The sequence below is a fragment of the Pseudomonas sp. FP1762 genome, from assembly GCF_030687105.1.
GTDB lineage: Bacteria > Pseudomonadota > Gammaproteobacteria > Pseudomonadales > Pseudomonadaceae > Aquipseudomonas > Aquipseudomonas siliginis.
This window is the reverse complement of sequence record NZ_CP117458.1, coordinates 532,796-558,435: the sequence shown is the minus strand read 5'-3', so window position 1 is coordinate 558,435 and position 25,640 is coordinate 532,796. Positions and strand designations below refer to the sequence as shown.

At 61.3% G+C, this 25,640-nt stretch carries 23 protein-coding genes and 1 riboswitch; of the genes, 7 read left to right on the top strand and 16 right to left on the bottom strand.

Translation table 11 applies throughout. The features are described 5' to 3' along the window. Positions 1-6: 6 nt before the first annotated feature. From PSH90_RS02400 to PSH90_RS02370, 7 genes are all read right to left on the bottom strand, one after another. Complete coding sequence (locus PSH90_RS02400) at positions 7-531, bottom strand: TIGR02281 family clan AA aspartic protease (RefSeq protein WP_305382079.1); 525 nt, start codon at positions 529-531, stop codon at positions 7-9. Next, positions 528-1,517 (bottom strand): esterase-like activity of phytase family protein, encoded by a 990-nt coding sequence (locus PSH90_RS02395; RefSeq protein WP_150638298.1) that lies wholly within the window; start codon positions 1,515-1,517, stop codon positions 528-530. Before PSH90_RS02395 ends, PSH90_RS02400 begins: the two co-directional genes overlap by 4 nt. Continuing rightward, positions 1,517-3,424 (bottom strand): DNA topoisomerase IV subunit B, encoded by a 1,908-nt coding sequence (parE, locus tag PSH90_RS02390; RefSeq protein WP_095180975.1) that lies wholly within the window; start codon positions 3,422-3,424, stop codon positions 1,517-1,519. Before parE ends, PSH90_RS02395 begins: the two co-directional genes overlap by 1 nt. 41 nt (positions 3,425-3,465) lie before the next feature. After that, positions 3,466-4,074 carry a YqiA/YcfP family alpha/beta fold hydrolase gene (locus PSH90_RS02385; RefSeq protein ID WP_095180976.1) on the bottom strand — a complete coding sequence of 203 codons (609 nt, stop codon included), beginning with the start codon at positions 4,072-4,074 and terminating at the stop codon, positions 3,466-3,468. A gap of 290 nt (positions 4,075-4,364) precedes the next feature. Next, positions 4,365-5,180 carry a 3',5'-cyclic-AMP phosphodiesterase gene (gene cpdA, locus PSH90_RS02380; protein WP_305382078.1) on the bottom strand — a complete coding sequence of 272 codons (816 nt, stop codon included), beginning with the start codon at positions 5,178-5,180 and terminating at the stop codon, positions 4,365-4,367. 97 nt (positions 5,181-5,277) lie between these two features. Continuing rightward, on the bottom strand, positions 5,278-5,730 hold the full coding sequence (locus PSH90_RS02375) for a DUF1249 domain-containing protein (RefSeq protein ID WP_016771972.1): 453 nt from the start codon (positions 5,728-5,730) through the stop codon (positions 5,278-5,280). Next, positions 5,721-6,338, bottom strand: coding sequence for an NUDIX domain-containing protein (locus PSH90_RS02370; RefSeq protein WP_024011344.1), 618 nt, complete (start codon positions 6,336-6,338; stop codon positions 5,721-5,723). Before PSH90_RS02370 ends, PSH90_RS02375 begins: the two co-directional genes overlap by 10 nt. 228 nt (positions 6,339-6,566) lie before the next feature. Between PSH90_RS02370 and PSH90_RS02365 the strand changes: the two genes are divergently transcribed. Then, the gene (locus PSH90_RS02365; RefSeq protein WP_016771974.1) at positions 6,567-7,313 is read left to right on the top strand and encodes an RsiV family protein; all 747 of its coding nucleotides are present in this window, start codon (positions 6,567-6,569) and stop codon (positions 7,311-7,313) included. Here the strand turns inward: PSH90_RS02365 and cytX are convergent. Both cytX and thiC read right to left on the bottom strand, forming a co-directional pair. After that, positions 7,282-8,574: a putative hydroxymethylpyrimidine transporter CytX gene (gene cytX / locus PSH90_RS02360; protein WP_305382077.1), complete on the bottom strand. Its 1,293-nt coding sequence runs from the start codon at positions 8,572-8,574 to the stop codon at positions 7,282-7,284. The genes PSH90_RS02365 and cytX overlap by 32 nt on opposite strands. A 140-nt stretch (positions 8,575-8,714) precedes the next feature. Continuing rightward, positions 8,715-10,604: a phosphomethylpyrimidine synthase ThiC gene (gene thiC / locus PSH90_RS02355; protein ID WP_130902885.1), complete on the bottom strand. Its 1,890-nt coding sequence runs from the start codon at positions 10,602-10,604 to the stop codon at positions 8,715-8,717. 145 nt (positions 10,605-10,749) lie between these two features. After that, positions 10,750-10,855, bottom strand: a riboswitch (TPP riboswitch). 204 nt (positions 10,856-11,059) lie between these two features. Here thiC and PSH90_RS02350 point away from each other — a divergent pair. Beyond that, the gene (locus PSH90_RS02350; protein WP_041477642.1) at positions 11,060-12,493 is read left to right on the top strand and encodes a TolC family outer membrane protein; all 1,434 of its coding nucleotides are present in this window, start codon (positions 11,060-11,062) and stop codon (positions 12,491-12,493) included. 90 nt (positions 12,494-12,583) lie between these two features. On the opposite strand, the gene waaA is transcribed toward PSH90_RS02350, so the two are convergent. Together waaA and PSH90_RS02340 are read right to left on the bottom strand one after the other, a co-directional pair. Beyond that, a complete protein-coding gene (waaA, locus tag PSH90_RS02345; RefSeq protein ID WP_305382075.1) occupies positions 12,584-13,858 on the bottom strand; it encodes a lipid IV(A) 3-deoxy-D-manno-octulosonic acid transferase in 1,275 nt (424 codons plus the stop codon). Between the two features lie 11 nt (positions 13,859-13,869). Beyond that, entirely contained in the window at positions 13,870-14,766 is an 897-nt protein-coding gene (locus tag PSH90_RS02340; RefSeq protein ID WP_095180982.1) for a LysR family transcriptional regulator, read from the bottom strand. A gap of 107 nt (positions 14,767-14,873) precedes the next feature. Here PSH90_RS02340 and PSH90_RS02335 point away from each other — a divergent pair, with 107 nt between their 5' ends. The 4 genes from PSH90_RS02335 (at position 14,874) to PSH90_RS02320 (ending at position 18,394) form a co-directional block, all read left to right on the top strand. Further along, a complete protein-coding gene (locus PSH90_RS02335) occupies positions 14,874-15,206 on the top strand; it encodes a multidrug efflux SMR transporter (RefSeq protein WP_252887216.1) in 333 nt (110 codons plus the stop codon). Positions 15,207-15,408: 202 nt separating this feature from the next. Continuing rightward, the gene (locus PSH90_RS02330; protein WP_305382073.1) at positions 15,409-16,584 is read left to right on the top strand and encodes an FAD-dependent oxidoreductase; all 1,176 of its coding nucleotides are present in this window, start codon (positions 15,409-15,411) and stop codon (positions 16,582-16,584) included. Next, positions 16,581-17,393, top strand: coding sequence for an aldo/keto reductase (locus tag PSH90_RS02325; protein WP_095180984.1), 813 nt, complete (start codon positions 16,581-16,583; stop codon positions 17,391-17,393). The genes PSH90_RS02330 and PSH90_RS02325 overlap by 4 nt, the downstream gene beginning before the upstream one ends. Positions 17,394-17,425: 32 nt before the next feature. Further along, positions 17,426-18,394, top strand: a complete 969-nt coding sequence (locus PSH90_RS02320) for a hypothetical protein (protein WP_041477637.1) — start codon at positions 17,426-17,428, stop codon at positions 18,392-18,394. 84 nt (positions 18,395-18,478) lie between these two features. On the opposite strand, the gene hldE is transcribed toward PSH90_RS02320, so the two are convergent. From hldE to PSH90_RS02305, 3 genes are all read right to left on the bottom strand, one after another. Next, positions 18,479-19,900 carry a bifunctional D-glycero-beta-D-manno-heptose-7-phosphate kinase/D-glycero-beta-D-manno-heptose 1-phosphate adenylyltransferase HldE gene (hldE, locus tag PSH90_RS02315; RefSeq protein WP_041477636.1) on the bottom strand — a complete coding sequence of 474 codons (1,422 nt, stop codon included), beginning with the start codon at positions 19,898-19,900 and terminating at the stop codon, positions 18,479-18,481. Positions 19,901-19,999: 99 nt separating this feature from the next. Next, positions 20,000-21,805, bottom strand: a complete 1,806-nt coding sequence (msbA, locus tag PSH90_RS02310) for a lipid A export permease/ATP-binding protein MsbA (protein ID WP_016771984.1) — start codon at positions 21,803-21,805, stop codon at positions 20,000-20,002. 15 nt (positions 21,806-21,820) lie between these two features. Further along, a complete protein-coding gene (locus PSH90_RS02305; protein ID WP_305382071.1) occupies positions 21,821-22,993 on the bottom strand; it encodes an O-antigen ligase in 1,173 nt (390 codons plus the stop codon). 150 nt (positions 22,994-23,143) lie between these two features. Here PSH90_RS02305 and PSH90_RS02300 point away from each other — a divergent pair, with 150 nt between their 5' ends. Further along, positions 23,144-23,710 (top strand): lipopolysaccharide kinase InaA family protein, encoded by a 567-nt coding sequence (locus tag PSH90_RS02300; RefSeq protein ID WP_224787295.1) that lies wholly within the window; start codon positions 23,144-23,146, stop codon positions 23,708-23,710. Here PSH90_RS02300 and PSH90_RS02295 read toward each other — a convergent pair. Continuing rightward, positions 23,705-24,799 (bottom strand): glycosyltransferase, encoded by a 1,095-nt coding sequence (locus tag PSH90_RS02295; RefSeq protein WP_305382069.1) that lies wholly within the window; start codon positions 24,797-24,799, stop codon positions 23,705-23,707. The genes PSH90_RS02300 and PSH90_RS02295 overlap by 6 nt on opposite strands. A 54-nt stretch (positions 24,800-24,853) precedes the next feature. After that, a complete protein-coding gene (locus PSH90_RS02290) occupies positions 24,854-25,615 on the bottom strand; it encodes a glycosyltransferase family 2 protein (RefSeq protein WP_252887212.1) in 762 nt (253 codons plus the stop codon). Between the last annotated feature and the right edge of the window lie 25 nt (positions 25,616-25,640).

The following is a 25,640-nucleotide window of genomic DNA, read 5'->3' as shown; positions in this document are numbered from 1 at the left end:
CGGGCCTCATCGGTTCGTTGTCTGGCGCAGCAGCATGGTGCCACCGCGCTGGGTAAATTCAAGTTTGTTCAGGGCGCTCATGCCGAGCAGCACCTGGTCGCCATGCAGCCCCGGCGCCACCAGTGCACGGACATCCCGCAGCACGATGTCGCCCAGTTGCAGGCGGGCAATCTTCGTTCGATAGCCCTGGCTCAGGCCATTGGCCGTGCTCAGGGTCACGCCGAAACCTTCTTGCAGCTTCAAACGCTTGGCCAGATCCGCCGGGATCGCCACATCGGTCGCGCCGGTGTCGAGCATGAACTCCACCGGCTCGCCGTTGATCTGGCCGCTGGCGACAAAATGCCCTTGGGCATTGCTCGCCAGTTTCACTTCGATAAAACCTTCGCCCTGCTCCGACGTAACCACGATGTTCGGATTCTGCTGGCGCTGCTCCCACTGACCGAAAAACCGCGTCGCGAGAAACAGCGCCGCGCACCAGGCGAGGATCATCAACACCCGACCGGCACGCTTGTCCGGTGGCTGCTGACTCATGGCCTGGCGCTCCAGCCACCGTCCGGCGCGGCGAAGCGCCAGACCACCGGGCGGACTTCGCCATCAGCACGCGGGCCAAAATTGTTGTCGACGCCGATCCACGCACCCTCGACGTCGATGATCAGCGCTTCCTCCAGTCCGTAGTTCTGCGAGTAACGGCGATTTTCCTGCAACAGTTCGCCAGCATACGACCAGCATTGCTCGACCTTGGCCGTCTGTGCATCGCGACGGCAGATCTCGAAAGCGTTGCGCTCAAGGGTAAACAGCTTGCCGTTGAACAAGGAAATGTCGGAAAAGTCGCGATGAACCGCTTTCGCCTTGGGAAACTGTGGCGGCTGCATCTCCTTGCCGCCCTCACTGAGCAGCACGCAGCGACCGTCACAATCCCACACCGTCTGCTGGCGCTTGATCAGCAGCAGGCCGCGCTTTTGCCGTTCGGCGGCCAGCCATATCTGATCACCGGCCGGGTTGATCGCCAGGCCTTCGAAGATCGAATTGAACTTGAGCAGCAGGCCGCTCGCCCGCGCTTCGCGAACCAGCAGCGGCGAGATTTTCAGCCAGTTCGCCGGGCCACTGACCGGCACCTGCAACACCGCCGCATGGGCTTCGCTGACGATGTAGCGATTGCCCACGCTGTCGCAACTGATGCCTTCGAAATCCAGTTCGCCCCCGCGAATGAACGACGCCGCCCAGGTACGCGAGCTCAAGCCCCACGGCAAGCCGCTCTCCGGCACAGGCGGCACGTCGATGTGCACGGTTTGCGCCTGCCAGACCGGATCGCGGGTATCGAGCCGATAGATCTGCTCGTCATCGCGATCGGAAACCGTCCACAGCTCATTGCCGCACATGGCCAGACCCGACAGGTTACCGCCGCGCATGCCTTCGACCGGGTGTTCGGAAAGCAGCCGCAATTGTTGCAGCGGCTCGGCCGACACGCTCAGCGCACTCAGCAGCAACGCACCCGCCAAGGCCCAGCCAAACTGCATCAGGCCAGCACCTCGGCGAGGTTGCCTTTGGATTCGAGCCAGGTCTTGCGGTCACCGGCGCGTTTCTTCGCCAGCAGCATATCCATCATTTCCGAGGTTTCGGCGAAGTCTTCGCCCAGCGTCAACTGCACCAGACGCCGGGTGTTCGGGTCCATGGTGGTTTCACGCAACTGCGGCGGGTTCATTTCACCCAGACCTTTGAATCGGGTGACCTGCGGCTTGCCGCGTTTCTTTTCGGCCACCAGGCGATCGAGAATGCCGTCGCGCTCGGCTTCGTCGAGGGCGTAGTAGATCTCTTTGCCGAGGTCGATGCGGTACAGCGGCGGCATCGCCACGTAGACGTGACCGGCATCCACCAACGGGCGGAAATGCTGGACGAACAGCGCACACAGCAAAGTCGCAATGTGCAGACCGTCGGAGTCGGCGTCGGCGAGGATGCAGATCTTGCCGTAGCGCAGCTGGCTCATGTCCGCCGCGCCCGGATCGACGCCGATGGCCACGGCGATGTTATGCACTTCCTGGCTGGCGAGCACTTCGCTGCCGTCGACTTCCCAGGTGTTGAGGATCTTGCCGCGCAACGGCAGGATCGCCTGGAACTCCTTGTCCCGCGCCTGTTTGGCCGAACCGCCGGCGGAGTCACCCTCGACCAGGAACAGCTCGGAACGCATCGGGTCCTGCCCGGCGCAGTCAGCCAGTTTGCCCGGCAGCGCCGGACCTTGGGTGACGCGTTTGCGCTCGACTTTCTTGCTCGCCTTGAGACGGCGACCGGCGTTGTTGATCGCCAATTCGGCCAGGGCCAGACCGGTTTCCGGGTTGGCGTTGAGCCACAGGCTGAAAGCGTCTTTCACCACACCGGAGACGAACGCCGCTGCCTCACGGGAAGACAGACGCTCTTTGGTCTGGCCGGAGAATTGCGGCTCCTGCATTTTCATCGACAAGACAAAAGCGATGCGCTCCCAGACGTCTTCCGGCGCGAGTTTCACGCCGCGTGGCAGCAGGCTGCGGAACTCGCAGAACTCGCGCATCGCGTCGAGCAGACCCTGACGCAGGCCGTTGACGTGCGTACCGCCCTGGGCGGTCGGGATCAGGTTGACGTAGCTTTCCTGCACCGCGTCGCCACCTTCCGGCAGCCACAACAGTGCCCAGTCGACCGCTTCCTTATTACCGGCGAAAGCGCCGCAGAACGGCTCGTTCGGCAGACGTTCGAATTCGCTGACCGCATCGACCAGGTAGGAGCGCAGGCCATCTTCGTAATGCCACTCGACTTTCTCGCCGGTGCCTTTGTCTTCGAAGCTGACCAGCAAGCCCGGGCACAACACAGCCTTGGCCTTGAGCACATGCTTGAGGCGGCTGATGGAGAATTTCGGTGAGTCGAAGTATTTCGGGTCCGGCGCGAAGTACACGCTGGTGCCGGTGTTGCGCTTGCCGACGGTGCCGACGATTTCCAGCTCGGAGGCCTTGAAGCCGTCCTTGAAGGTCATCTGGTATTCGTTGCCGTCACGTTTGACCCGTACGCGCACTTCGGTCGACAGCGCGTTGACCACGGAAATACCCACACCGTGCAAGCCGCCGGAGAACTGGTAGTTCTTGTTGGAGAACTTGCCGCCCGCATGCAGCTTGGTGAGGATCAGCTCGACGCCGGACACACCCTCTTCCGGGTGAATGTCGACCGGCATGCCACGGCCGTCGTCGCTGACTTCCAGCGAATGGTCGGCGTGCAGGATGACCTGCACCGATTTGGCGTGGCCGGCCAGGGCTTCGTCGACGCTGTTGTCGATGACTTCCTGGGCGAGGTGGTTCGGCCGACTGGTGTCGGTGTACATGCCGGGGCGTTTGCGCACCGGGTCGAGGCCCGAGAGGACTTCGATGGCGTCGGCGTTATAAGAACTAGCGCTGGGAGTGGCCATAAGGTCTCGTCGTCAGTCATTCATGAAAGAGGGGCAAGACTTCACAGCGTGGTGAAATCGATTGCCTGATACATATCGGCAGCCATGCCGGCAAAACTCAGCAACGCCGGCAATTGCCCGGCAAAGCCCTGGAAACTGTGGTCGCCGCCGGCCTGGATGCGCAAGGCACAGGCGCGGTAATACTGTTGGGCGAGGCGATAATCCAGCGTTTCGTCGCCGGTTTGCAACCAGACCTGATAACGCTGCGGATCCTGCGGTGGTGGCACTTCCAGTTCGGCCAGCGCCGTGACGTGGTCGTGGGTCAGTTCCCAGGTTTCATCGGTGTAGAGGTTCTGCTGCGTGCCCAGATAACCATCGAACATCCGGTGCGGGCTGACCGCCGGGTTGACCAGCAGGGCTTTCAGGCCATGGCGCTCGGCCAGGTGAGTCGCATAGTAGCCGCCGAGCGAACTTCCCACCAGCAACGGCCGGCCCAGCTCGGCGATTGCCTGCTCGAGCTGACCGATGGCTTCACGCGGATGGTGATGCAGCGCCGGCACGCGCAATTGCCCGCTCAAACCCAGCTGCTCCATGACCGCGACCAGCTGACAGGCCTTCTTCGAGGCCGGCGCGCTGTTGAAACCGTGGATATAGAGGATCGAACCGGACATTTGAGCTCCCTGGCTGTCGGCGAAAGATAGCGGAGTTTACAGGGAGAAGGACCGGGATTGGGGGTGGGTTCAATAAATTGGTGTGACAGCACAAGCTGCCCTCACCCTAACCCTCTCCCGGAGGGAGAGGGAACCGACTGGGGGATATTCGAGAGCTACACCGACCTGAGCGTTTTGCTGCGAATCCATAATCGATATCGCTGTTTCAGGTCGATGCACAGCCAAAGACACCGCGGTCGGCCCCCTCTCCCTCTGGGAGAGGGCTGGGGTGAGGGTCTTTGATTGTCAGTTCAGTAACCGTTGGAGCCGTAATCGACTGTGAACTCGAAGTCGGTGACTCTTTCGACGCCCGTTTCCAATTTCCCGTCCGGCAACAACCGCAGCCAGCGATACCCCGGCGCCTGCTCACCGACCTTGAAATCCGCACTCCCCGGCTCGAACTGGATACACGTCGAAGGCGAGGCCATCAAACGCACGCCATTGCGTTCTCGATCGATTTCCTGATGCACATGCCCCCATAACACCGCGCGAACCTGCGGGAAGCGATCCAGCACTTCAAAGAACGCTTCCGGGTTGCGCAAGCCGATCGGCTCCATCCACGCGCAGCCGATCGACACCGGATGATGATGCAGGCACACCAGATGATGGCGCTCAGGCGCCTCGCTCAGCGCGCGGGCGAGCAGTTGCAATTGATCATCCTGCAGATAGCCCGGCACCGAACCCGGCACCGCCGAATCCAGCATCGTCACCCGCCAATTGCCAATATCGACCACCGGCTCCAGCAGCGTGCTTTGCACCGCCGCCTCGGCCATGACCATCGGCTCGTCGTGATTGCCGGGAATCCAGCGCGCGGGTGCACTGATCTGCGCGCTCAGTTGGCGGAATGCCTGATACGACTGCAGCGTGCCGTCCTGGGAAATATCGCCGGTCGCCAGCACCAGGTCGATCTGCGCCTGTTGCGCCAACACCAGGTCGATGACCTGTTGCAGGCTCTCGCGGGTCTTCATGCCCAGCAGCTTGCTGTGCGCTTCAGCGAACAGGTGGCTGTCGGACAACTGCACCAGCAGCGCCGGGTCGGCGCTGGTCAATGTCGATACGCTGGGCAAGGCGCTCTCCCGGGGCTAAGCACGCAATGGATGGGTGCGGCAATTATGCTGGGGGATGACAAAAAGGGGAAACCGCCGAAGCGGACGCAGTTCACAACTAGCGAACGACTTCGTACTCGTGCCCCAACGCCAGGCAATGACTCAGCCATTCGCCCAGAAACACATTGAGCTGGGCCTTTTCATCGGGCTGGTGCATGGCGGCGTTCGGATAAGGATAGATGCCGCGAAAGCGTCGTGCATGCTCGGCGCTGACCACTTCGGCCATGCGCGCGTCGTGGTAGACCTGCACTTCCAGTTGCGGCACCGGCAACCACGGCAGACTGTGCTCCTGGCGCACCTGCAAGGTCGTGGTGTACGGGCAGGTCTGCAGCACCTCGAGGGCAAGCACGCCGAGCATCTGCTCGCCCTGGGTCACGGCGATACGCCGCGCTTCGGGTTCGTTGCGCATGTCCGGCAGCAGTCGCATCAGGCGCGCGTAGTTGGCCTCGCAGGCGGCTTGCAGCCCTACGAGGTCAACCCGATAACGATCGCGCAGCTTGTTTACGACCATAGCCCCCTCACTTCGGCGCGGTTGAGCGCCAGCCACTGCAAGGCGATGATGCTCGCCGCGTTGGCAATACGTCCGTCACGCACGGCCTGCAAGGCATCTTCAAATGCCCAGACCGTTACGCGAATGTCTTCGGCCTCTTCTTCCAGCCCGTGCAGACCGCCGACACCGTCGGTGCTGCAACGCCCCAGATACAAATGCACGAATTCGTTGCTGCCACCCGGCGAGGGGAAGTACTTGGTCATCGGCCACAACGCCTTGATGTCCAGCCCAGCTTCCTCCTGCGCCTCGCGGTGAGCAACTTCTTCCGGTTGCTCATCCTTGTCGATCAGACCGGCGACCAGTTCGACCAGCCACGGGTTGTCGGCCTTGCCCATGGCGCCGACACGAAACTGCTCGATCAACACCACTTCATCGCGCTGCGGATCGTAAGGCAGGACGCACACGGCATCGTGGCGCACGAAGATTTCACGATTGATCTCGCGACTCATGCCACCGGCGAACAGCTCATGGCGCAAGTGCACACGGTCTAGCTTGTAAAAGCCCTCGTAGCATTTTTCGCGCCGCACGATATCGACGGCGGTCGGTATGGCGTTGGCAAAGTCAGTCATAATCTTCCTCTTTACTGCACATCCATTACGAGGTTGCTGTGTACAACCGGCAACCTCGACTTCGCGCCATCCTAACGCGCCCGCACCGTTTGATGCAGCCCCTTTACCGTCAGCGGGATGGACGGTGAAGCTGAAACACACTCTAATCAGCTTAGTGGCGAACTGACTGCTCCGTTGAGAGTCGAAGCGGTAACTTTTTCGCCTTCCCCTGCTTTCGAAAGGACGCCCATGTCGCTTTTCAAAATTGCCTCTGTGGCCGCTATTGCCCTGACTCTGGGCGCTTGTGCCAGCCTGTTCCAGCCCAACTATCGCACGCCGCTGGAAACCACCCGCGACGCCTCGGAACAACTCAAACCCGGCTGTTCCAACCCCGATTGCCCGTTGGTGAACATCGACACCCTGCGCTTCCCGGACGAGCCGGCGCTGGATGGCATCATCGAAAAACGTCTGCTGCAAATGACCCGCACCGAGAAGAACGCACCGGTGGCGCCAACCCTGGCCGCCTACCGCGAGCAGTTCCTCGCCAGCGCCGGCCCGCGCAACAGCAGCTATCTGCAAGCGAAAGTACGCGAGCAGCATGACGGACTGGTGATCATCGAGCTGTCGAGCTACCTCGACACCGGCGGCGCCCACGGCACGCCGGGTCGCGGTTTCATCAACTATTCGCGCCAGCAGCACAAGGTGCTGAACCTGTCCGACATGTTGCTGCCGGGGCAGGAAGAGGCGTTCTGGAAAGCCGCGCAAGTGGCGCACAACAGTTGGCTGATCAGTACCAAGCTCGATCAGGAGGCGGAATTCGTCGCGAACTGGCCGTTCGTGAAAACCCCACACGTGGCGCTGACCTACGGCGGCGTGATCCTCAAGTACGACGTGACCACCATCGCGCCTTATGCGCTGGGCCACGTCGAACTGAAGATCCCTTACCCGCGCCTGAACGGCATTCTCAAGCCTGAGCTGTTTCCCGGCCGTAACTGAAGGCCCGGCCCAGCACCAGTTGAAGCAATCCTGCCAGCACCAGCGCCGGCAGGGTTGCGCCGACATCCGGATACAGATTCGCCAGCAAGTGGTAGGTGCTCACACCACCCAGCCACGCCAGCAACGCCGGCCAGCGCAATGCGGCTGACGCGACCTGAGCACTGCGTTTGCGCAGAATGAAGTGATCCACCAGCACCACGCCGAACAGCGGCGCGAACACCGAGCCGATCAACAGCAGGAAATTCTGGTACTGCGCCAATGGCGCCAGCAGTGCGATCAGCGTGCAGATCACGCCGATGGCCAAGGCCAGATGCTCGACTTTCAGACGCAACAGAATCCCGCTCGATACCGCCGCCGAGTGAATGTCGGCAAAAGCGTTTTCCGACTCGTCGAGCAGAATCAGCAACAGCGGAATGCCCAGACCGGCGCCTGCCAAGGCCAGCAGCAACGCATTGACTTCACCGCTCGGCGCGAACGCCAGGGTGTAGGCCACCCCAAGGCTCATCAGCCAGAAGTTACCGATGAAGAAACCGACAGCCGTGCCACCGAAAACGTTCTTTGCGCGTTTGCCGAAACGCGAGTAGTCGGCAATCAGCGGCAGCCATGACAGCGGCATGGCGATGGCAATGTCGAAGCCCACGGCAAACGGCATAGAACCGTCACCGGCGCGCGCCCACAGCGCCGCGAGGTCGGCTTTGGCGAACAGGTTCCAGGTCAGCCACAGGCACGCGGCGAGCAACAGCCAGATGCCCCACTTGCGCAGAATCTGCCGCACGAACGTCAACGGCCCGCTCACCGCGAGCAAGGTCGCCAGCGCACCGAAGAACAGCGTCCACAGAATCGGATTGGCCCACAGCGAACCTTCGCTGAAGGCGCGGCCGCCGAGCAGACTGGCGGCGTCGCGCATGACGATGATTTCGAACGAGCCCCAGCCGATCAGTTGCAGCAGATTGAGCAGCGCCGGCAGGCTCGCGCCTTTGCTGCCGAGGCTGAGCTTCAGCGCCGCCATCGATGACAGGCCGGTGTCGCTGCCGATCACGCCGACAGCAGCGAGCAACAGCACGCCGACCAGCGTGCCGAGGAAGATGGCCAGCAAAGAACCGGACAGACCCAGACCCGGCGCGAGCAATGCGCCGGTCTGCAAAACCATCAGGCCGATGCCGAGGGAGAACCACAGGGAAAACAGATCGCGCCCGCCGAACACACGCTTTGCAGCGGGGACGGCGAGATCGGGAGAATAGGTGCCGGGTTGAATGCTCAAGGGTGTTATCTCAAAGGGACATTTGTTGTGATCGTTCCCACGCTCTGCGTGGGAATGCCTCTCGGGACGCTCCGCGTCCAGTGACGCGGAGCGTCACGGGCTGCATTCCCACGCGGAGCGTGGGAACGATCAGTACGGGGTCAAACTTTCTTGTACAGCTGACTGCCTTCCTGTTTGAACCGCTCGGCCTGCTCAGCTAGCCCCTTGGCGACGTCCACATCGACCGCGTCGATGCGTTGGTTGGCTGCGTATTCACGGACTTCCTGGGTGATCTTCATCGAGCAGAATTTCGGCCCGCACATCGAGCAGAAGTGCGCGACCTTGGCCGAGTCCTTCGGCAGGGTTTCGTCGTGATAGGAACGTGCGGTGTCCGGATCCAGACCGAGGTTGAACTGGTCTTCCCAGCGGAATTCGAAACGCGCCTTGCTCAGTGCGTTGTCGCGAATCTGCGCGCCCGGGTGTCCCTTGGCCAGGTCCGCTGCGTGCGCGGCGATCTTGTAAGTGATGATCCCGGTTTTCACGTCATCCTTGTTCGGCAGGCCCAAGTGCTCCTTGGGCGTCACGTAGCAGAGCATCGCGCAACCGAACCAGCCGATCATCGCCGCGCCGATACCCGAGGTGATGTGGTCATAGCCCGGAGCAATGTCGGTAGTCAGCGGGCCGAGGGTGTAGAACGGCGCCTCGTCGCAACATTCGAGCTGCTTGTCCATGTTCTCTTTGATCAATTGCATCGGCACGTGGCCCGGGCCTTCGATCATGCATTGCACGTCGTGTTTCCAGGCGATCTTGGTCAGCTCGCCGAGGGTTTCCAGTTCGCCGAATTGCGCTTCGTCGTTGGCGTCGGCAATCGAGCCCGGACGCAGGCCATCGCCCAGCGAGAAGCTGACGTCGTAGGCCTTCATGATTTCGCAGATTTCGTCGAAGTGGGTGTAGAGGAAGTTCTCTTTGTGGTGCGCCAGGCACCACTTGGCCATGATCGAACCGCCACGGGAGACGATGCCGGTGACGCGTTTGGCGGTCAGCGGCACGTAGCGCAGGAGCACGCCGGCGTGAATGGTGAAGTAGTCGACGCCCTGCTCGGCCTGTTCGATCAACGTGTCGCGGAACAGCTCCCAGGTCAGGTCTTCAGCGACGCCGTTGACCTTTTCCAGCGCCTGATAGATCGGCACGGTACCGATCGGCACCGGCGAGTTGCGGATGATCCACTCGCGGGTTTCGTGAATGTGTTTGCCGGTGGACAGGTCCATCACCGTGTCCGAGCCCCAGCGAATTCCCCAGGTCAGTTTCGCCACTTCTTCTTCGATCGAAGAACCCAGGGCGCTGTTGCCGATGTTGCCGTTGATCTTCACCAGGAAGTTACGGCCGATGATCATCGGTTCCAGTTCGACGTGGTTGATGTTGGCGGGAATGATCGCGCGGCCACGGGCGATTTCTTCGCGGACGAATTCAGGGGTGATTTCTTGCGGAATGCTTGCGCCGAAGCTGTGGCCGGCATGTTGCTGCTTGAGCAAACCGGCCGCACGGGCTTCTTGCAGTTTCATGTTTTCGCGGATGGCAACGTATTCCATCTCGGCGGTGATGATGCCTTTGCGCGCGTAGTGCATCTGGCTGACGTTGGCCCCGGCCTTGGCGCGGCGCGGGTTGTTGACGTGGGCGAAGCGCAGTTTGGTCAGCTCGGCATCGGCCAGACGCTGCTGGCCGAAGTTCGAGCTCAGGCCCGGCAGGCGCTCGGTATCGCCACGGTCATCGATCCACGCTGAACGCACATCGGCCAGACCTTTGCGCACATCGATGACCACGTTCGGGTCAGTGTACGGGCCGGAAGTGTCGTAGACCGTGACCGGCGCATTGATCTCGCCGCCGAAATCGGTCGGGGTTACATCGAGGCTGATTTCGCGCATCGGCACGCGGATGTCCGGGCGCGAGCCCTGAACGTAGATTTTTTGCGAACGGGTGAACGGCTTGACCGATTGCTCGTCGACCTTGGCCGAGTCACTCAGGTTGATCGCGTTTTTTTCTTTTGTTGTCATCACGGGCTCTCCAGACAGCATCCAGCAGTGGATTGTCGGAGCAGAACCTGAAAGGCACGGACGCACCAGGACCGGTGCTGTGCATTCGTCATGAGCGTTCGATTGTCGAACAATATCCCGGACGAAGCACAAGAGGACTCGCCGGGTGACGAGAAATCTTGTTCCCTACGCAGGCGCTAACCTGATCAGGTTCAACGGGATCCGAAATTATTCGATCTCAGCCTCATAGCAAGGCACCCCGACAAGAACCCGGCCAGTCTAGACACAACCATCAAGGAACGCCAACACCGCAGCGAACGCCATGATGAATGGCGTAAATACCCAGGCTGGCCGATTGTTGCCGGAGCAATGCGCAACTACACTCGCTTGGCCTGCCCAGCCTTGACGCTGTGTGGGCTGCGCCTTACCTTTGGCGCCCGGATTACTTCCATAATATTCATGCTAGGGATCGCCTCATGCTGCGCAAACTTTCATTGGCTGTTGCCGTGTCCTGTGCGTCCAACACAATGGCCTGGGCAGCGGAAGCACCCTTGTCGACCAAAACCGATCTGGTCAGCGTCTATCAGGAAGCGGTCGACAATAACGCCGACCTCGCCGCGGCCCGCGCCCAGTATGGCGCGCAGAAAGAAGTGGTGCCGCAAGCCCGCGCCGGTCTGCTGCCGAACCTGTCCGGTGGCGCCGAAGTTGCTGACGTGCGCACCTCGATCGACCAGCCTTCGGCCATCGCCAACCGCAGCGCGCATTCCTACCAGGCGACACTCGCGCAGCCGCTGTTCCGCGCCGATCGCTGGTTCCAGTATCAAGCAGCCAAAGACGTCAACGAACAGGCCGCGCTGCAGCTCTCGGCCACCGAGCAGAACCTGATCCTGCAGAGCGCCGAAAGCTACTTCAACGTGCTGCGCAGCCAGGACAATCTGGCCTCGACCAAGGCTGAAGAAGCGGCGTTCAAACGTCAGCTCGATCAGTCCAACGAGCGCTTCGATGTCGGCCTTTCGGACAAGACCGACGTGCTGCAATCGCAAGCCAGTTACGACACCGCGCGAGCCAACCGCATCGTCGCCCAGCGTCAGGTCGATGATGCGTTCCAGGCGCTGATCACCCTGACCAACCGTCAGTACAACTCGATTCAGGGCATCGTCCACACGCTGCCGATTCTGCCGCCTTCGCCCAACGATGCGAAATCCTGGGTCGACACGGCGGCGCGGCAGAACCTCAATCTGCTCGCCAGCAACTACGCGGTCAGCTCCGCCGAGCAGACGCTCAGGCAGCGCAAGGCCGGCCATTTGCCGACCCTCGATGCCGTGGCGAAATACGAGAAAGGCGACAACGACGCCCTCGGCTTCGCCAACCCCAACTCGTTCGGCGCACCTTATGGCGGCAACGTCGAGCAGAGCACGCTGGGCCTGCAACTGAACATCCCGATCTACAGCGGCGGGCTGACCAGTTCGCAAGTGCGTCAGTCCTATGCGCAACTGGATCAGAGCGAACAGCAGCGCGAATCGCTGCGCCGGCAAGTAGTTGAAAACACCCGCAATCTGCACCGCGCGGTGAACACCGACGTCGAGCAGGTGCAGGCGCGCCGCCAGTCGATCATCTCCAACCAGAGTGCGGTGGAAGCCACGGAAATCGGTTATCAGGTCGGCACGCGCAACATCGTCGACGTGCTCGACGCGCAGCGCCAGCTGTACACCTCGGTGCGCAACTACAACAACACCCGCTACGACTACATCCTCGACAACCTGCGCCTGAAGCAGGCGGCGGGGACGCTGAACCCGGGTGATCTGGAAGATCTGCGGCGCTATCTGAAAGCCGATTACAACCCGGACAAGGACTTCCTGCCGCCGGATCTGGCGTCGGCGGCGGAAGCGCAGCTCAAGGCCCGGCCTTAAGCGTTAAAACAAAAGATCGCAGCCTTCGGCAGCTCCTACAGGGAAATGCATTCCAACTGTAGGAGCTGCCGAAGGCTGCGATCTTTTTGCTTACTTGATCAATCTGCCCAAGCTATCCAGCAGCCGCTGCAACGCGCCCTGATTGCGCCGCATCACCGCCAGCCCGGCCTCGGCCATGCGCTGCGCATCACGTGGCAGTTCGAACAAGCGCTGCACCTCGACTGCGAGCCCTTCGGCATCATCCACTTCGGCCAACGCCCCGGCTTCGCGCAATTGCGCGCCGATGTCGAGGAAGTTGAACAGGTGTGGGCCGCTGAGTACCGGTTTCGCCAGCGCGGCGGGTTCGAGCAGGTTGTGCCCGCCGTTCGGCACCAGACTGCCGCCGACAAATGCGCTGTCGGCCAGGGCATAGAGAAACAGCAACTCACCCATGGTGTCGCCGAGCAGCACGCTCGTTTGCGCATCGACATTGGCCCCGGTCGAGCGACGTACCGTGGCGAAACCTTCGCGCTGGCACAAGTCGAACACCGAATTGAAACGCTCGGGATGACGCGGCACCAGAATCAGCAACGCATCGGGATGACTGCCCAGCAAACGACGATGGGCGTCGAGCACCACTTCGTCTTCGCCTTCGTGGGTGCTCGCAGCGATCCATACCGGGCGATCCTGCGCCTGCCACCGGCTGCGCAGTTCGGCTGCACGCTGCAACAGTTGCGGGTCGATGGTCAGGTCGAACTTGATCGAACCGGTGACCTCGACAGTTTCCGGACGTGCGCCAAGATCGCGGAAGCGCTGGGCCTCGGCTGCGGTCTGCACGGCCAGCAAACTCATCTCGGCGAGCATCGGCGCAGTGAGTTTGCTGAAGCGGCCATAGCCTTTGGCGGAACGCTGCGACAACCGCCCATTGGCCAACGCCACCGGAATCCCGCGCTTGGCACATTGATGAATATGGTTAGGCCACAGCTCGGTCTCCATGATCACTGCAAGCCTGGGCTGTACGCGATCAAGAAAACGCGCCGCCGCACAAGGCAAGTCATACGGCAGATAGCAGTGTTGAATGCGCGCCTCGTTGGCGAACAGTGCCTGAATCCGCTCCGAACCGGTCGGGGTCATGCAGGTCACGGTGATCGGCAGCGTCGGGTAGCGTTCCAGCAGCGCGCGGATCATCGGCGCGGCGGCAATGCTTTCGCCGACCGACACCGCGTGCACCCAGATGCCACCGGGCTGCAACGTCGGCATGCCATAAGTAAAGCGCTCGCCAATGCGTTTGGCATACGCCGGCGCCTTGCGCGCACGCAGCCATAGTCGAATCGCCACCAATGGCAGCCCCAAGTAAAACAGCGCGGTGTAGAGAGTTCTATTCATGGCGGCGGAGTTTATCGGCTTTTGTCGCCGATCGCCCGCAAGTGCACGGCAAAACGTTCCGCCAGCCAGCGCGCGGCCGGGCCGAGCGGTTCGTCGCGGCGCCAGACCAGTTCCACCACCAGCGCTGGCGGCGTCCATTCGCTGTCGAGCTCAATCATCTGGCCTTGATACGCCGAGTACTGCACAACGTGGCGCGGCAACCAGGCCCAGCCGAGATCGCGCACCAGCCATTCGGACATTACGTAAAAGCTGTCGGCGCGCCACACCTGTGGGCTGGCCGGCTCGTTGCCGGGATAGACGCTGGTCTGCGTCGACATCAGCAATTGCCGGTGCTGCGCCAGTTGCTGGCAGGTCACATAGGAATGCTGCGCCAGCGGATGATTGACGCCACAGACCGTGACCATTTCCACTCGACCCAGTACGCGGCGCTCAAGGGCTTCGGGGATTTCATCGTGATAGAACAGCAGGCCGAGGTCGGCGCGACGTTCGACCAGTTTGCGCGCGACTTCGCCTTGGGCGGCGCTGGTCAGTTGCACTTCCAGGCTGGGAAACTGCTCGGCCAGTTCGCCGAAACTTTCCACCAGCGCCTGATAGGGCATCGCCTCGTCCTGAGCCACCCGCAACTGCGCCTCCTGGCCGCGCAGCATGGCCATCGCGCGGCCGTTGAGGCGCTCGCACTGGCGCAACACTTCCCGCGCCTCTTCCAGCAATGCCTCGCCCGCCTCGGTGAGACTGGGCTGACGGCCACTGCTGCGCTCGAACAGGCTCACGCGCAAATCCTCTTCGAGCATCGCGACAGCACTGCTGATCGCCGATTGCGCCTTGCGTTGTCGACGTGCCACGGCGGAGAACGATCGCTGTTCGGCGACGTCGACAAATACCCGCAGGTGCTCAAGATTCCATTGCATACGATTTTTCAACCTATCTACTGAACAGATAGGTAATGACTTTACCCCATCTGAGCAATCCCTAGAATGTCACTCCAGCAAGCAATGATTTATTTGAGGATCAAACCATGAACGCCTACGTCTATCTGGCCATCGCCATCTGCGCCGAAGTGATCGCCACCGTTTCGATGAAAGCGGTCAGGGGCTTCAGCACTCCTCTACCGCTGATTCTGGTGATTGTCGGCTACGGGATTGCATTCTGGATGCTGACGCTGGTAGTGCGCACCGTTCCGGTCGGCGTGGCCTACGCGGTCTGGGCCGGTATGGGCATTGTGATGGTCAGCGTGGCGGCACTGTTTATCTATGGGCAGAAGCTGGATATCCCGGCGATGCTGGGGATGGCGTTGATCGTGCTGGGCGTGGTGGTGATTCAATTGTTCTCGAAAACCGCCGGCCATTAACTGCCAGACACAATCCCCTGTGGGAGCGAGCCTGCTCGCGAATGCGGTACATCAGTCAACACATATGTCGACTGGCATTCCCTCTTCGCGAGCAGGCTCGCTCCCACATTGGCCCATATGTTCGGCATGTTGATCATCGACAAATCCGCCCCTTTCCCGAGTCTGTATACTGCGCCCTCGTCTTGAGCACTGAGGTCGTTGCATGCCATCCGTTATTTCCACCGACGTTCTGATTGTCGGCGCTGGTGTCGCCGGCCTCTGGCTGAATGCGCGCCTGCGCGGTCAGGGTTTCTCGACCGTGCTGGTGGAAAGCGCCAGCCTCGGTGGCGGGCAGAGCGTGAAGTCCCAGGGCATCATCCACGGCGGTGCCAAGTACGCGCTGCACGGCGCGCTGACCGGGGCCTCGGAAGCCATCGCCGACATGCCGCGCCGCTGGCGCGAGGCGCTGGCCGGTAATGGTGAGCTGGATCTGTCCAGCGTGCGCCTGCTGTCCGAAGCCCATTACCTGTGGTCGCCAGGCACTTTGGCCGGCAACCTGACCAGTTTCTTCGCCAGCAAAGCCGTGCGTGGCCGGGTCGATCAGGTCAAGGGCGATGAACTGCCGCTGGCCCTGCAGGACAAGCGCTTCAAGGGCAAGGTCTATCGCCTCGCCGAATTGGTAGTGGATGTCCCGAGCCTGATCCAGCGCCTGGCCGAGCTGGCCGGTGACGGTCTGCTCGCCGGGCAGGTCATCGAACCGTTGCTGGAAGCCGGCGTGCTGGTCGGCCTGAAAGTCGATGGCCGTGAGATCCGCCCTCAGCGCATCGTCCTCAGCGCCGGCGCCGGCACGGCCGAACTGCTTGAAGCCCTGGGCCTGAGCCGTCCGGCCATGCAGCGCCGCCCCCTGCACATGATCCTCGCCAAAGGCCCCGGTTTGAAACCGCTGTACGCGCACTGCCTGGGCGGCGGGACCAAGCCGCGCATTACCGTGACCACGCATCCGGCGGCTGATGGCCAGTGGGTCTGGTACATGGGCGGCGACATCGCCGAAAGCGAAGGCGTGGCCCGCGAGCCAGCCGAACAGATCGCCACCGCGCAAAAGGAAATCGCCCAATTGCTGCCGTGGATCGACCTCAGCACCACGCAATGGGCCACCCTGCGCGTCGACCGCGCGGAGCCGCTGCAAACCGGCCTGACCCGTCCGGACAACGCATTCCTCGCCGAGGAAGGTCGCTTGCTCGTCGGCTGGCCGACCAAACTGGCACTGGCGCCAGACTTCGCCGACCGCGTTATCGCCTCGCTGCAACGCGACGGCATCCAGCCGCAGGCGACCGAGCCGCTGCCGCCGCTGCCGAAACCGCCGCTCGGCGTCCCCGCATGGGAGCAACTGCTGCCATGAGCATTGCCACTCTGCACGAACTGCATCGCCCACTGGGCAGCACCGGCCTGACGGTTTCGCCGCTGGGCCTGGGCACGGTCAAACTCGGCCGCGATCAAGGGGTGAAATACCCCAACGGCTTTCAGATTCCCGGTGATGACGAGGCGCGCATGCTGCTGCGCCAGGCGCGCGATCTGGGCATCAACCTGATCGACACCGCACCGGCCTATGGTCGCAGCGAAGAACGCCTCGGCCCGCTGCTGCGCGGTCAGCGTCAGGACTGGGTGATCGTCAGCAAGGTCGGTGAAGAGTTTGCCGATGGCCTGTCGCGTCACGATTTCAGCGCCGCGCACACGCGAATGTCGGTCGAGCGCAGCCTGCAACGTCTGGAAACGGATTTTATCGATCTGGTCCTCGTGCACTCGGACGGCAACGACATGGCCATCCTCGAGCACGAAGAGGTCTACGCCACCCTCGCGGCGCTGAAGGCCGAGGGCAAGATTCGCGGCTTCGGTTTTTCCGGGAAAACCGTCGAAGGTGGGCTGAAAGCGCTGGAGCAAGGCGACTGCGCGATGGTCACCTACAATCTGAACGAACAAAACGAAAAGGCGGTCATTGACTATGCTGCTGCCCACGGCAAAGCCATTCTGGTGAAAAAAGCCCTGGCCAGCGGTCATGTCTGTCTGAGTCCGGGAGTCGATCCGGTGCGCGCCAGCTTCGAGTTGCTGTTCACTCATCCCGGCGTTGCCAGTGCTATTGTCGGCACGATCAATCCGCTGCACCTCGCCCATAACGTAGCGACCGTTGCCCAGGTCCTGCGTAGTCACTGACGCCGCCCCGCGGCCTTAAGCCAGGAGCCGATATGCCGCGCACGCTCATCCGCAAGAACCCGAGCAACTTCAAAACACTGCCGCTGTTCGTCGAAGCCACGCCCGAAGGCCTGAGCTATCAGAGCGTCGGCATGCCGCTGAACTTCGCCCAGACCCTGCAACGGCGCAAACCGGTCAGTGTTGCCGACAGCGAGCGCTTTGCCCTGGAGCTGGCCAACCTCGGCGTGTCCGTGCGCCTGACCCTGCACTGGCAGAATCGCGATTACTGGGTGCTGGTGCGCCAGCGTCGGCAGGATCGCGGCGACGTGGTATTGAAGCTGATTTCCGGCTACGTGCCGGCCCATGAGCTGAATATTCCGCTGCACACGGCGATTCAGGAGATTGCCGAAGAGTGTCTGCTGGAAACCCCGGAAGGCTGGCTCGGCGGGCGTTTCAACGAGACTTGGTTGCCGGCGCCCTACTCCGCTGCGCTGCATTACCGTGAGGCGTTGCCGTTTCGCCTGACGCCGTTGTCCGGTTCGGCGCGTCCGGTGCGCTGCGCCAACCTGCAATTGCTGGAGCGACCACGGGCGTACGTGCATCTGCCGACGGCGTCCCTGCAATTGATCTATGACTTGCGCCTGGACGTGCCCAAGGAGGCGAAGTCCTTGAGCCTGTTTCATGTCGACGAGCGTCTGGAAGGCGATCAACTGGTGGCGCGGCTCGATCGCAAACGGCCAGACCTGTACTTGATGCCATTGCACGACGGCCAGCCGCTGCCTGAGTTGTACACCCTGAAAAAGGATCAACTGTATCCGGCGAGTACCCGCGGTCTGTATCTGGCCGAAAGCTTCGCGCGACAGGATGGCTGGTTGGTGCGTGATGAGCGGATTCGCTGGAAGGACTGGTTGCGCCAACAGGGTCTGACGCCACCCGAGAAGGCTACTGGACTGGCACGCCTGCGCGGCAAGGCCAGGCAGCTGCTGAAGAAAATCGTACCGCGCAAGAAAGTGAATTCCTGAAAGCAAAAAATCGCAGCCTTCGACGACTCCTGCATTGGAATGTATTCCCGTGTAGGAGCTGCCGCAGGCTGCGATCTTTTGATCTTATTGGCCGCGGATCTTTTCCACGATCGCTGTCGTCGAGCTGTTTTCCACCAGCCCCAGCACTTTCACGGTGCCGCCGTAAGCGGTGACGATATCCGCGCCGACCACCTGATCAATGCCGTAATCGCCGCCCTTGACCAGCACGTCCGGCTTGACCTCGCGCAGCAGGTTTTCCGGTGTGCCTTCAGAGAAGCTGATCACCCAGTCCACCGCGCCAAGACCGGCGAGTACCGCCATGCGGCGATCCACGCTGTTGATCGGCCGGCCCGGGCCTTTCAGGCGGCTGACCGAGGCGTCATCGTTGACCGCCACGATCAGACGGTCGCCCTGAGCGCGGGCCTGTTCCAGATAGGTCACGTGGCCGGCATGCAGGATATCGAAGCAGCCATTGGTGAAGACAATCCGCTCGTTGTGCGCACGGGCATCGTCAACCGCCAGCAGCAGCTGCTCAAGTCCCAGCACGCCTCGCTCCGAACCTTCTTCGCGCTGAATGGCGCGGCGCAGTTCCGGGGCGCTGATCGCGGCGGTACCCAACTTGCCGACGACGATGCCTGCTGCCAGATTGGCCAGCGCCACGGCGTGCGGCAGTTCTTCGCCAGCGGCAATGGCCGCGGCCAGGGTCGAAATCACCGTATCGCCGGCACCGGTCACGTCGAACACTTCGCGGGCGCGGGCCGGCAGATGCAACGCCGGATGATCCGGACGCAGCAAGGTCATGCCGTGTTCACCACGGGTCACCAGCAGCGCGCCGAGGTCGAGCTCCTGCATCAGGACGGCGCCCTTGCTCACCAGTTCGTGCTCATCGGCGCAACCACCGACGATGGTTTCGAACTCGCTGAGATTCGGTGTGATCAGGCTGGCACCGCGGTAGATCGAAAAGTCCTTGCCCTTCGGATCAGCCAATACCGGTATACCTTTGGCACGGGCGGCCTGGATCAGGGCCTGGTGATTTTTCAGTGCGCCTTTACCGTAATCCGACAACACCAGCACCTTGATGCCTTCAAGCAACCCGTCAACCTGCGCGGCCAGTGCCAGAGCATCGGTGGCGAACACTTCTTCGAAATCGATACGCAGCAACTGCTGGTGCCGGCTCATGACCCGCAGCTTGACGATGGTCGGCTGGTGCGCGATGCGCTGAAACAAGGCGCGCACGCCCGCGCCCTTGAGACTGTTGCTCAGGCTGTCGGCGGCTTCGTCATCGCCGGTCACGCCCACCAGCGATGCCGGTGCACCCAGCGCGGCAATGTTCAGCGCCACGTTGGCGGCACCGCCCGGGCGATCTTCGATCTGCTCGACCTTGACCACCGGCACCGGTGCCTCAGGGGAAATCCGTGAGGTTCCGCCATGCCAGTAACGGTCGAGCATGACATCGCCGACCACCAAGACAGGGGCTTGATCGAATCGCGGCATCGACAATTTCATGGAGCAACCCACATACAAAATGAACAGGGGCGCGATATTAACAGGATCGCGCGCGCCGGGAATACACGAGGGTGAGGCTGGCCCACCCTCATCTGCAGATCAGGCAATGTCTTCAGCCGGGGCATCCAGCCCCATCGCATGCAGACGCGCGTAGTAGCCATTATGAGCAAGCAGTTGGGCATGAGTGCCGCGTTCGACGATCTCGCCCTGATCCATGACGAGGATCAGATCGGCCTTCTCGATGGTCGACAAACGGTGGGCAATCACCAGCGTGGTGCGGCCTTTCATGACATGGTCGAGTGCCGCCTGAATGTGCCGCTCGGACTCGGTATCAAGGGCCGACGTCGCTTCGTCGAGGATCAGCAGCGGGGCGTTTTTCAGCAAGGCCCGGGCAATCGCCAGGCGCTGACGCTGTCCGCCAGACAACAGCACACCGTTCTCGCCGACCTGGGTATCCAGGCCTTGAGGCATCTGCGCGATGAAGTCCATGGCAAATGCATCCCTGGCGGCTTTCTCGATATCTTCGCGAGGCGCGCCTGCCAGATCGCCGTAAGCGATGTTGTTGGCGATGGTGTCGTTGAACAGCGTCACGTGCTGGGTCACTTGCGCTACATGGCGACGCAGATTGCGCAGACGATAGTCCTCGATTTCGACATCATCGAGCAGGATTTCGCCGGTCTCGTGGTGATAGAAGCGCGGAATGAGACTGGCCAGCGTCGATTTGCCGCTGCCGGAACGCCCGACCAGGGCGATCATCTGACCTGGCGACGCGGTGAAGCTGATGTTTTTCAGCACTTCCCGTTCAGTGCCCGGGTAAGTGAAGCTGAGGTTGTTCACCGCCAGATGGCCACTGACCCGATCACGCTCGATCGTACCGGTGTCGATTTCCGGCTCGACATCGAGCTGCTCGAAAATGCTTTCGGCGCCGGCCACACCTTTCTGAATGGTCGAGCTGACTTCAGACAATTGCCGGATCGGTTTGGGCAGCAAACCGGCAGCCGTGATGTAGGCGACCAGATCACCGGCCGTTGCATCACCCCTCAGGAACAACACCAGGAACATCAACACCGCCATGGCGGTGTAGATCACCAGCTGCAGCATCGGCGTATACACCGCGCCAGTCTTGGTCATACGCAACTGTTTGTCGGTGTTGCTCTGGCTGGCCGCCGCAAAACGCTGCTGCTCATAAGCTTCGCCACCAAAACTGCGCACGACGCGATAGCCTTGAATGGTTTCGGAAGCCACATGGGTGACGTCGCCCATGGCCACTTGAATCTTCTTGCTCTGCTTGCGGAATTTCTTGCTGGTGTTGCCGACCATGAACGCGATCACCGGCAGAATGGCCAGCATCACCAGAGTCAGTTTCCAGTTCATCCACAGCAGATAGGCGAACAGGAAAACCACGGTCAGGCCTTCGCGGATCACCACTTTGATGGCATCCGTGGCGGCGCCGGTGACCATGGTCACGTTGAAAGTGATGCGCGAGATCAGATGACCCGAGTTATGGGTATCGAAATAGCGATTGGGCAGTACCAACAGCTTGTTGAACAGTTCGATACGCAGGTCATGCACCAGCCCCAACGAAACCCTCGCCAGGTAATAGTTGCCGAGAAACGAGCCGAGGCCTTGCCACGCTGCGATCAGGATGATCAGCAACGGCACAGCCATCAGCAATTGCACGTCTCGCAGATAGGGAACGTTGGGGAAGAGCACCGCTTCCGGGTTGCTCAGGCCATCGACAAAATACTTGAGAATCCCGGCCAGCATTGGTTGCGTGGAAGCAAAGATCACGAAGCCCACGATACTCAGCAGGAAAAGACCGATATAGGGTTTTACGTACCCCAACAGCCGAAAGTAGATTTTCAGGCTGGATTCCTGTTCCGCTTTGGGCGGTGCGTCAGTCATCGTAGAGCTCACTGGTTAAGAAGAACGCGAAATTTTATCACAAGCGCTGCCATTGGCCCGCGCCCATACCAAAACGCTGGCAAGCCCCAACGGCAGCCAGCTGATGAACCACTCGGCGCGCGGGGTGCCGGTGAGGCTGGCAGCGTCGAACTGCATCGCCAGTGTCGAGAACAGCCAGATACCGATGATCCCCCGGGCATACAGCGTTTCCCGAACTTTCCACGCCTGGAAAATAACGGCGAACCAGACGGCAGACCACAACAGCAGTCCCGGCAGACCCAGCACGATCGCAACGTGGGTGAACAGATTGTGGGCGTGATCGAAGGTCATGCCCGACCAGAAAACCCTGTAGTCCCCACCCAGGCCCAACCCACCCCAGGGATGTTGGGCAATCATATCCAGAGAGGCCATCAGAATCTGCGGACGAAAGGAAACTCCGCGCGCCAGCACCAACGGTTCGAACAGCCACAGCGCCACAATCGCCACCACCAGGGCCACGGCTGCGACGATTCGGCTGTGGCGGTCACGACACCAGATCGGCATGGCCAGGATGGTCAGAAACAACGCCAGCGCCGCGCCTCGACTCTGACTCATCAGTACAAAGATACCCAGCACCGCCAACGCCAGTGTCCAGACCCCTTGCCACATCACGCCACGCGGCGCCCACAGGGCCAGCCACACCGCCGCCAGGCCGATGACATAGCCGCCGAGGATCGGATGCGCCAGCTCACCCAGCCCTTCCACCCGGGCAGACCAGGCGTTACCTTCGATGACGTAAAACCTGACGATGGCCACCAGCGCAGTTACTGCCAATCCCAGCCCGCCCCACTGCATGAGACGAATCAATCGCTCTGGGCGTCCGCTGGCGAACACCGGAAAAAACAGCAGGAACACCACGATATACAACAGACGCTTGGCCTCGCGGCCCGTTTCCGGTGCGTTTGTCCATGCCAGACTGATCAGCGACCAGACCAGCAATCCGAGCAATGGCAGGTAGAGCCAGCGTTGTTCATGGAGCACTTCTCTGACGCGGTGCCGCGCGGCCCAGCCCAGCACTAGCGCCGGCAACCAGACGAGAGCCACCAGCCCCTGCTGGTAGACCTTGTTGGTGGGCGCTACGGCAATAGCCAGTAAAAACCACAAGAGCCCCATCGCCATCCATAGTTGCGCCCAGCGTGTTTCCTGCATCAATCTGCTCCTGACAAGGGTTCGCCCATGCGACGCGGCATGGTTAAAATCGAAACTTTTCGGCATCATTGCCCGCTACTACACCCCGCACTTTCGACAAGGCTTCCTACGATGCGATGCTCCCGGCTCTCACAAGCCGCTCTAGACCAAATGATCGACGCCGCCAAAGTTCTGGAAGCGGACAGCTATGGGCCGAAAGTCTACCTGCTGCAGGATGGGAAAATTCTCAAACTGTTTCGTCGCAAAAGGTTTTTTTCATCCGCCTTGTTTCGCCCCTACTCGAAGCGATTCATCGACAACGCCGTCGAGCTGCACAAACTCGGCGTGCCGACCTTGCAGATCCTCCAGTTCTTTCGCCTTGAGAAACCAGGCATGACCGCCGTGCTGTATGAGCCTCTGCCCGGGCAAACGCTGCGCCAGATCGCCGCAAAACAAGGTTTCAACTGGACTCAGGCATTGCCGGATCTGGCCGAGCTGATACGCAGCCTGCACCGCTCGGGCATCTATTTCCGCTCCCTGCATCTTGGCAACATCGTGGTCACACCAGACAACCGCATGGGCCTGATCGATGTCGCCGACATGCGCTTCACCCGCGGACCGTTGCCAAAGCGCTTGATCAAACGCAACCTGCAACACTTCGCACGCTATATTGCGCGCGAAAAGCTGAACGACAGCTTTCCGATGCAGGCACTTGAGCGCGCGGTCTTGTCGTCATGAAAACAATGCGCGGGCAGCCTGGCTGAAGCTCGACCAGGCCTCGTCCGGAGCGAGCATCCGGTACTGCTCGGCATTGATCGCTTGAGATGAGGCACTGAAGGCGCGGTCGATGGCCTCGGACCAGGCTTTCGTGTCATTGACCGGCGCATACCAGCCGGCACTGCCCAGCTGTTCGCTGAACACCTCCAGATCGCTGCACAACACCGGTACGCCGGCCATCACCGCTTCCTGCATGACCAGACCGAGGCCCTCTTCCAGCGAAGGGATCGCAACCCAGTCGAACGCACGATAAAGCTGCGCTGCTTCGTTCAGATGCCCGGTCAGCAAGACCTTGTCGTGCAAGCCAAGCGCGTCGATGCGCTGCTCCAGCGCCGCGCGTTTGGAGCCTTCGCCGATAATGACCAGGCGCAAGTCCGGGCGGCTGTCGAGTGCTGCGGCAAAGGCATCCAGCAAATAACCGAACCCCTTCTCGGAGACCAGCCGCCCTACCGCGCCCAATACCGGCGTATCGCCTTGCGGCAACCCCAACCGTGTCCGGGCTTGCTCGCGGGTGAACAGGTCAGCACGAAACGCTTCCGGATCGAACGCACTTCGCAACGGGGTGACAGGCATCTGCAGATCGCGGGCCAGTGAATCGGCGAGAGTGCTGGAAACGGCAACCAGTTTCAGCTGGGACGCAGGGATTGCCTGGAATAGAGCCTGGTCGCCGGCATTCAATCGCGCCGAACCGTGGAAAATCACTACCGCGCGGATATGCGGCAGCTTCTTGAGGACCGGCAATAACGTGCGGGCAACGCCCATGCCGTCCAGCAGCAGCAATCGAGCGTCACTGTCCACGAGCGCCTGGCGAAACCTCGCCCGCATCACGGGTTTGGCAAAACGCCAGAAATGCCGGCCCTTCAGGCGCGCTGACGATAACTGCCACTCCCGGACCTCACCGACATCCACGCCGCACTCGGCTCCCTGCCCCTGGAGGAGCCAGGTTTTGACCACCGCCGACGGCGCAGCCTGAGAGAGTATTTGCTGGTGCACTTTGTGAATTGATGCGAACGGAGCGCCACCGGCCCACATGATATTGAGAATATTCATAGGGCAGAAAGCCGTTGCACGGATTTGCGGGGACAAGCTGCGGCGTACTCGAACTCAGTTGATGAACCAGCCAATGCAGACTCCCAGCAACAGAAACAAGGCAAATTTGATCTGTTCGCGGCGATTGCGGCGCGCTTTGCGTTCACGCTCGACATCCGTTTGCACGTGCAGACCGAAACCGGTGTGCATGACCGCGTCTGCCTCGAGTATCAAGGCGTCCCTGTTCAGTTGTGAGTAGCGCTGTGACAAGGCCTTCTCGCCACCATGGCCGGCGAAAGGCGCACACAACCGATAATCCTCGAGCCGGCGCAACCCCGGGTTCAGCGAGAACCCTTGCCACTCCGGCTTGTCGGAAATCAGCGGATAACAGGCGACGCCATCGACAATCTCGCGCGCGCCCAAGTGGATGTATGGGCTGTGAACCCGCAGATCGTGATTATAGCTGCGCAACCAGATCTGCAGAATTTCCGGCCGCGCTTGCAGAATGGTCATCGAGTCTTCGACGAACCCCGGACGATAGAACTCCCAATCATCTTCGCAATGAAAAATGTAGGGGGTGCTGACGTGTCCGTAGGCCAGGTCGATCGAAGCCAACTGGCCCAGCTTCGGACGATTGACGAAAACCGTGCAATGCTCTTTCCAGTGGGCGGGCAGAATCCCGGCAACGCCTTCGTCGCCGGCATCTTCGGTGATGAACACTTCACGAATGGGTGCCGTGTTGTACCGGTCGAAGCTATCGAGAGTGGCCTTGAGCAGATCGAGTCGACCGCAGCTGGTAACCACCAATGTAATCTGGCTTTCTTTGGAAAATTGCACCGATATCTCGTTAATCAGAAGTCGC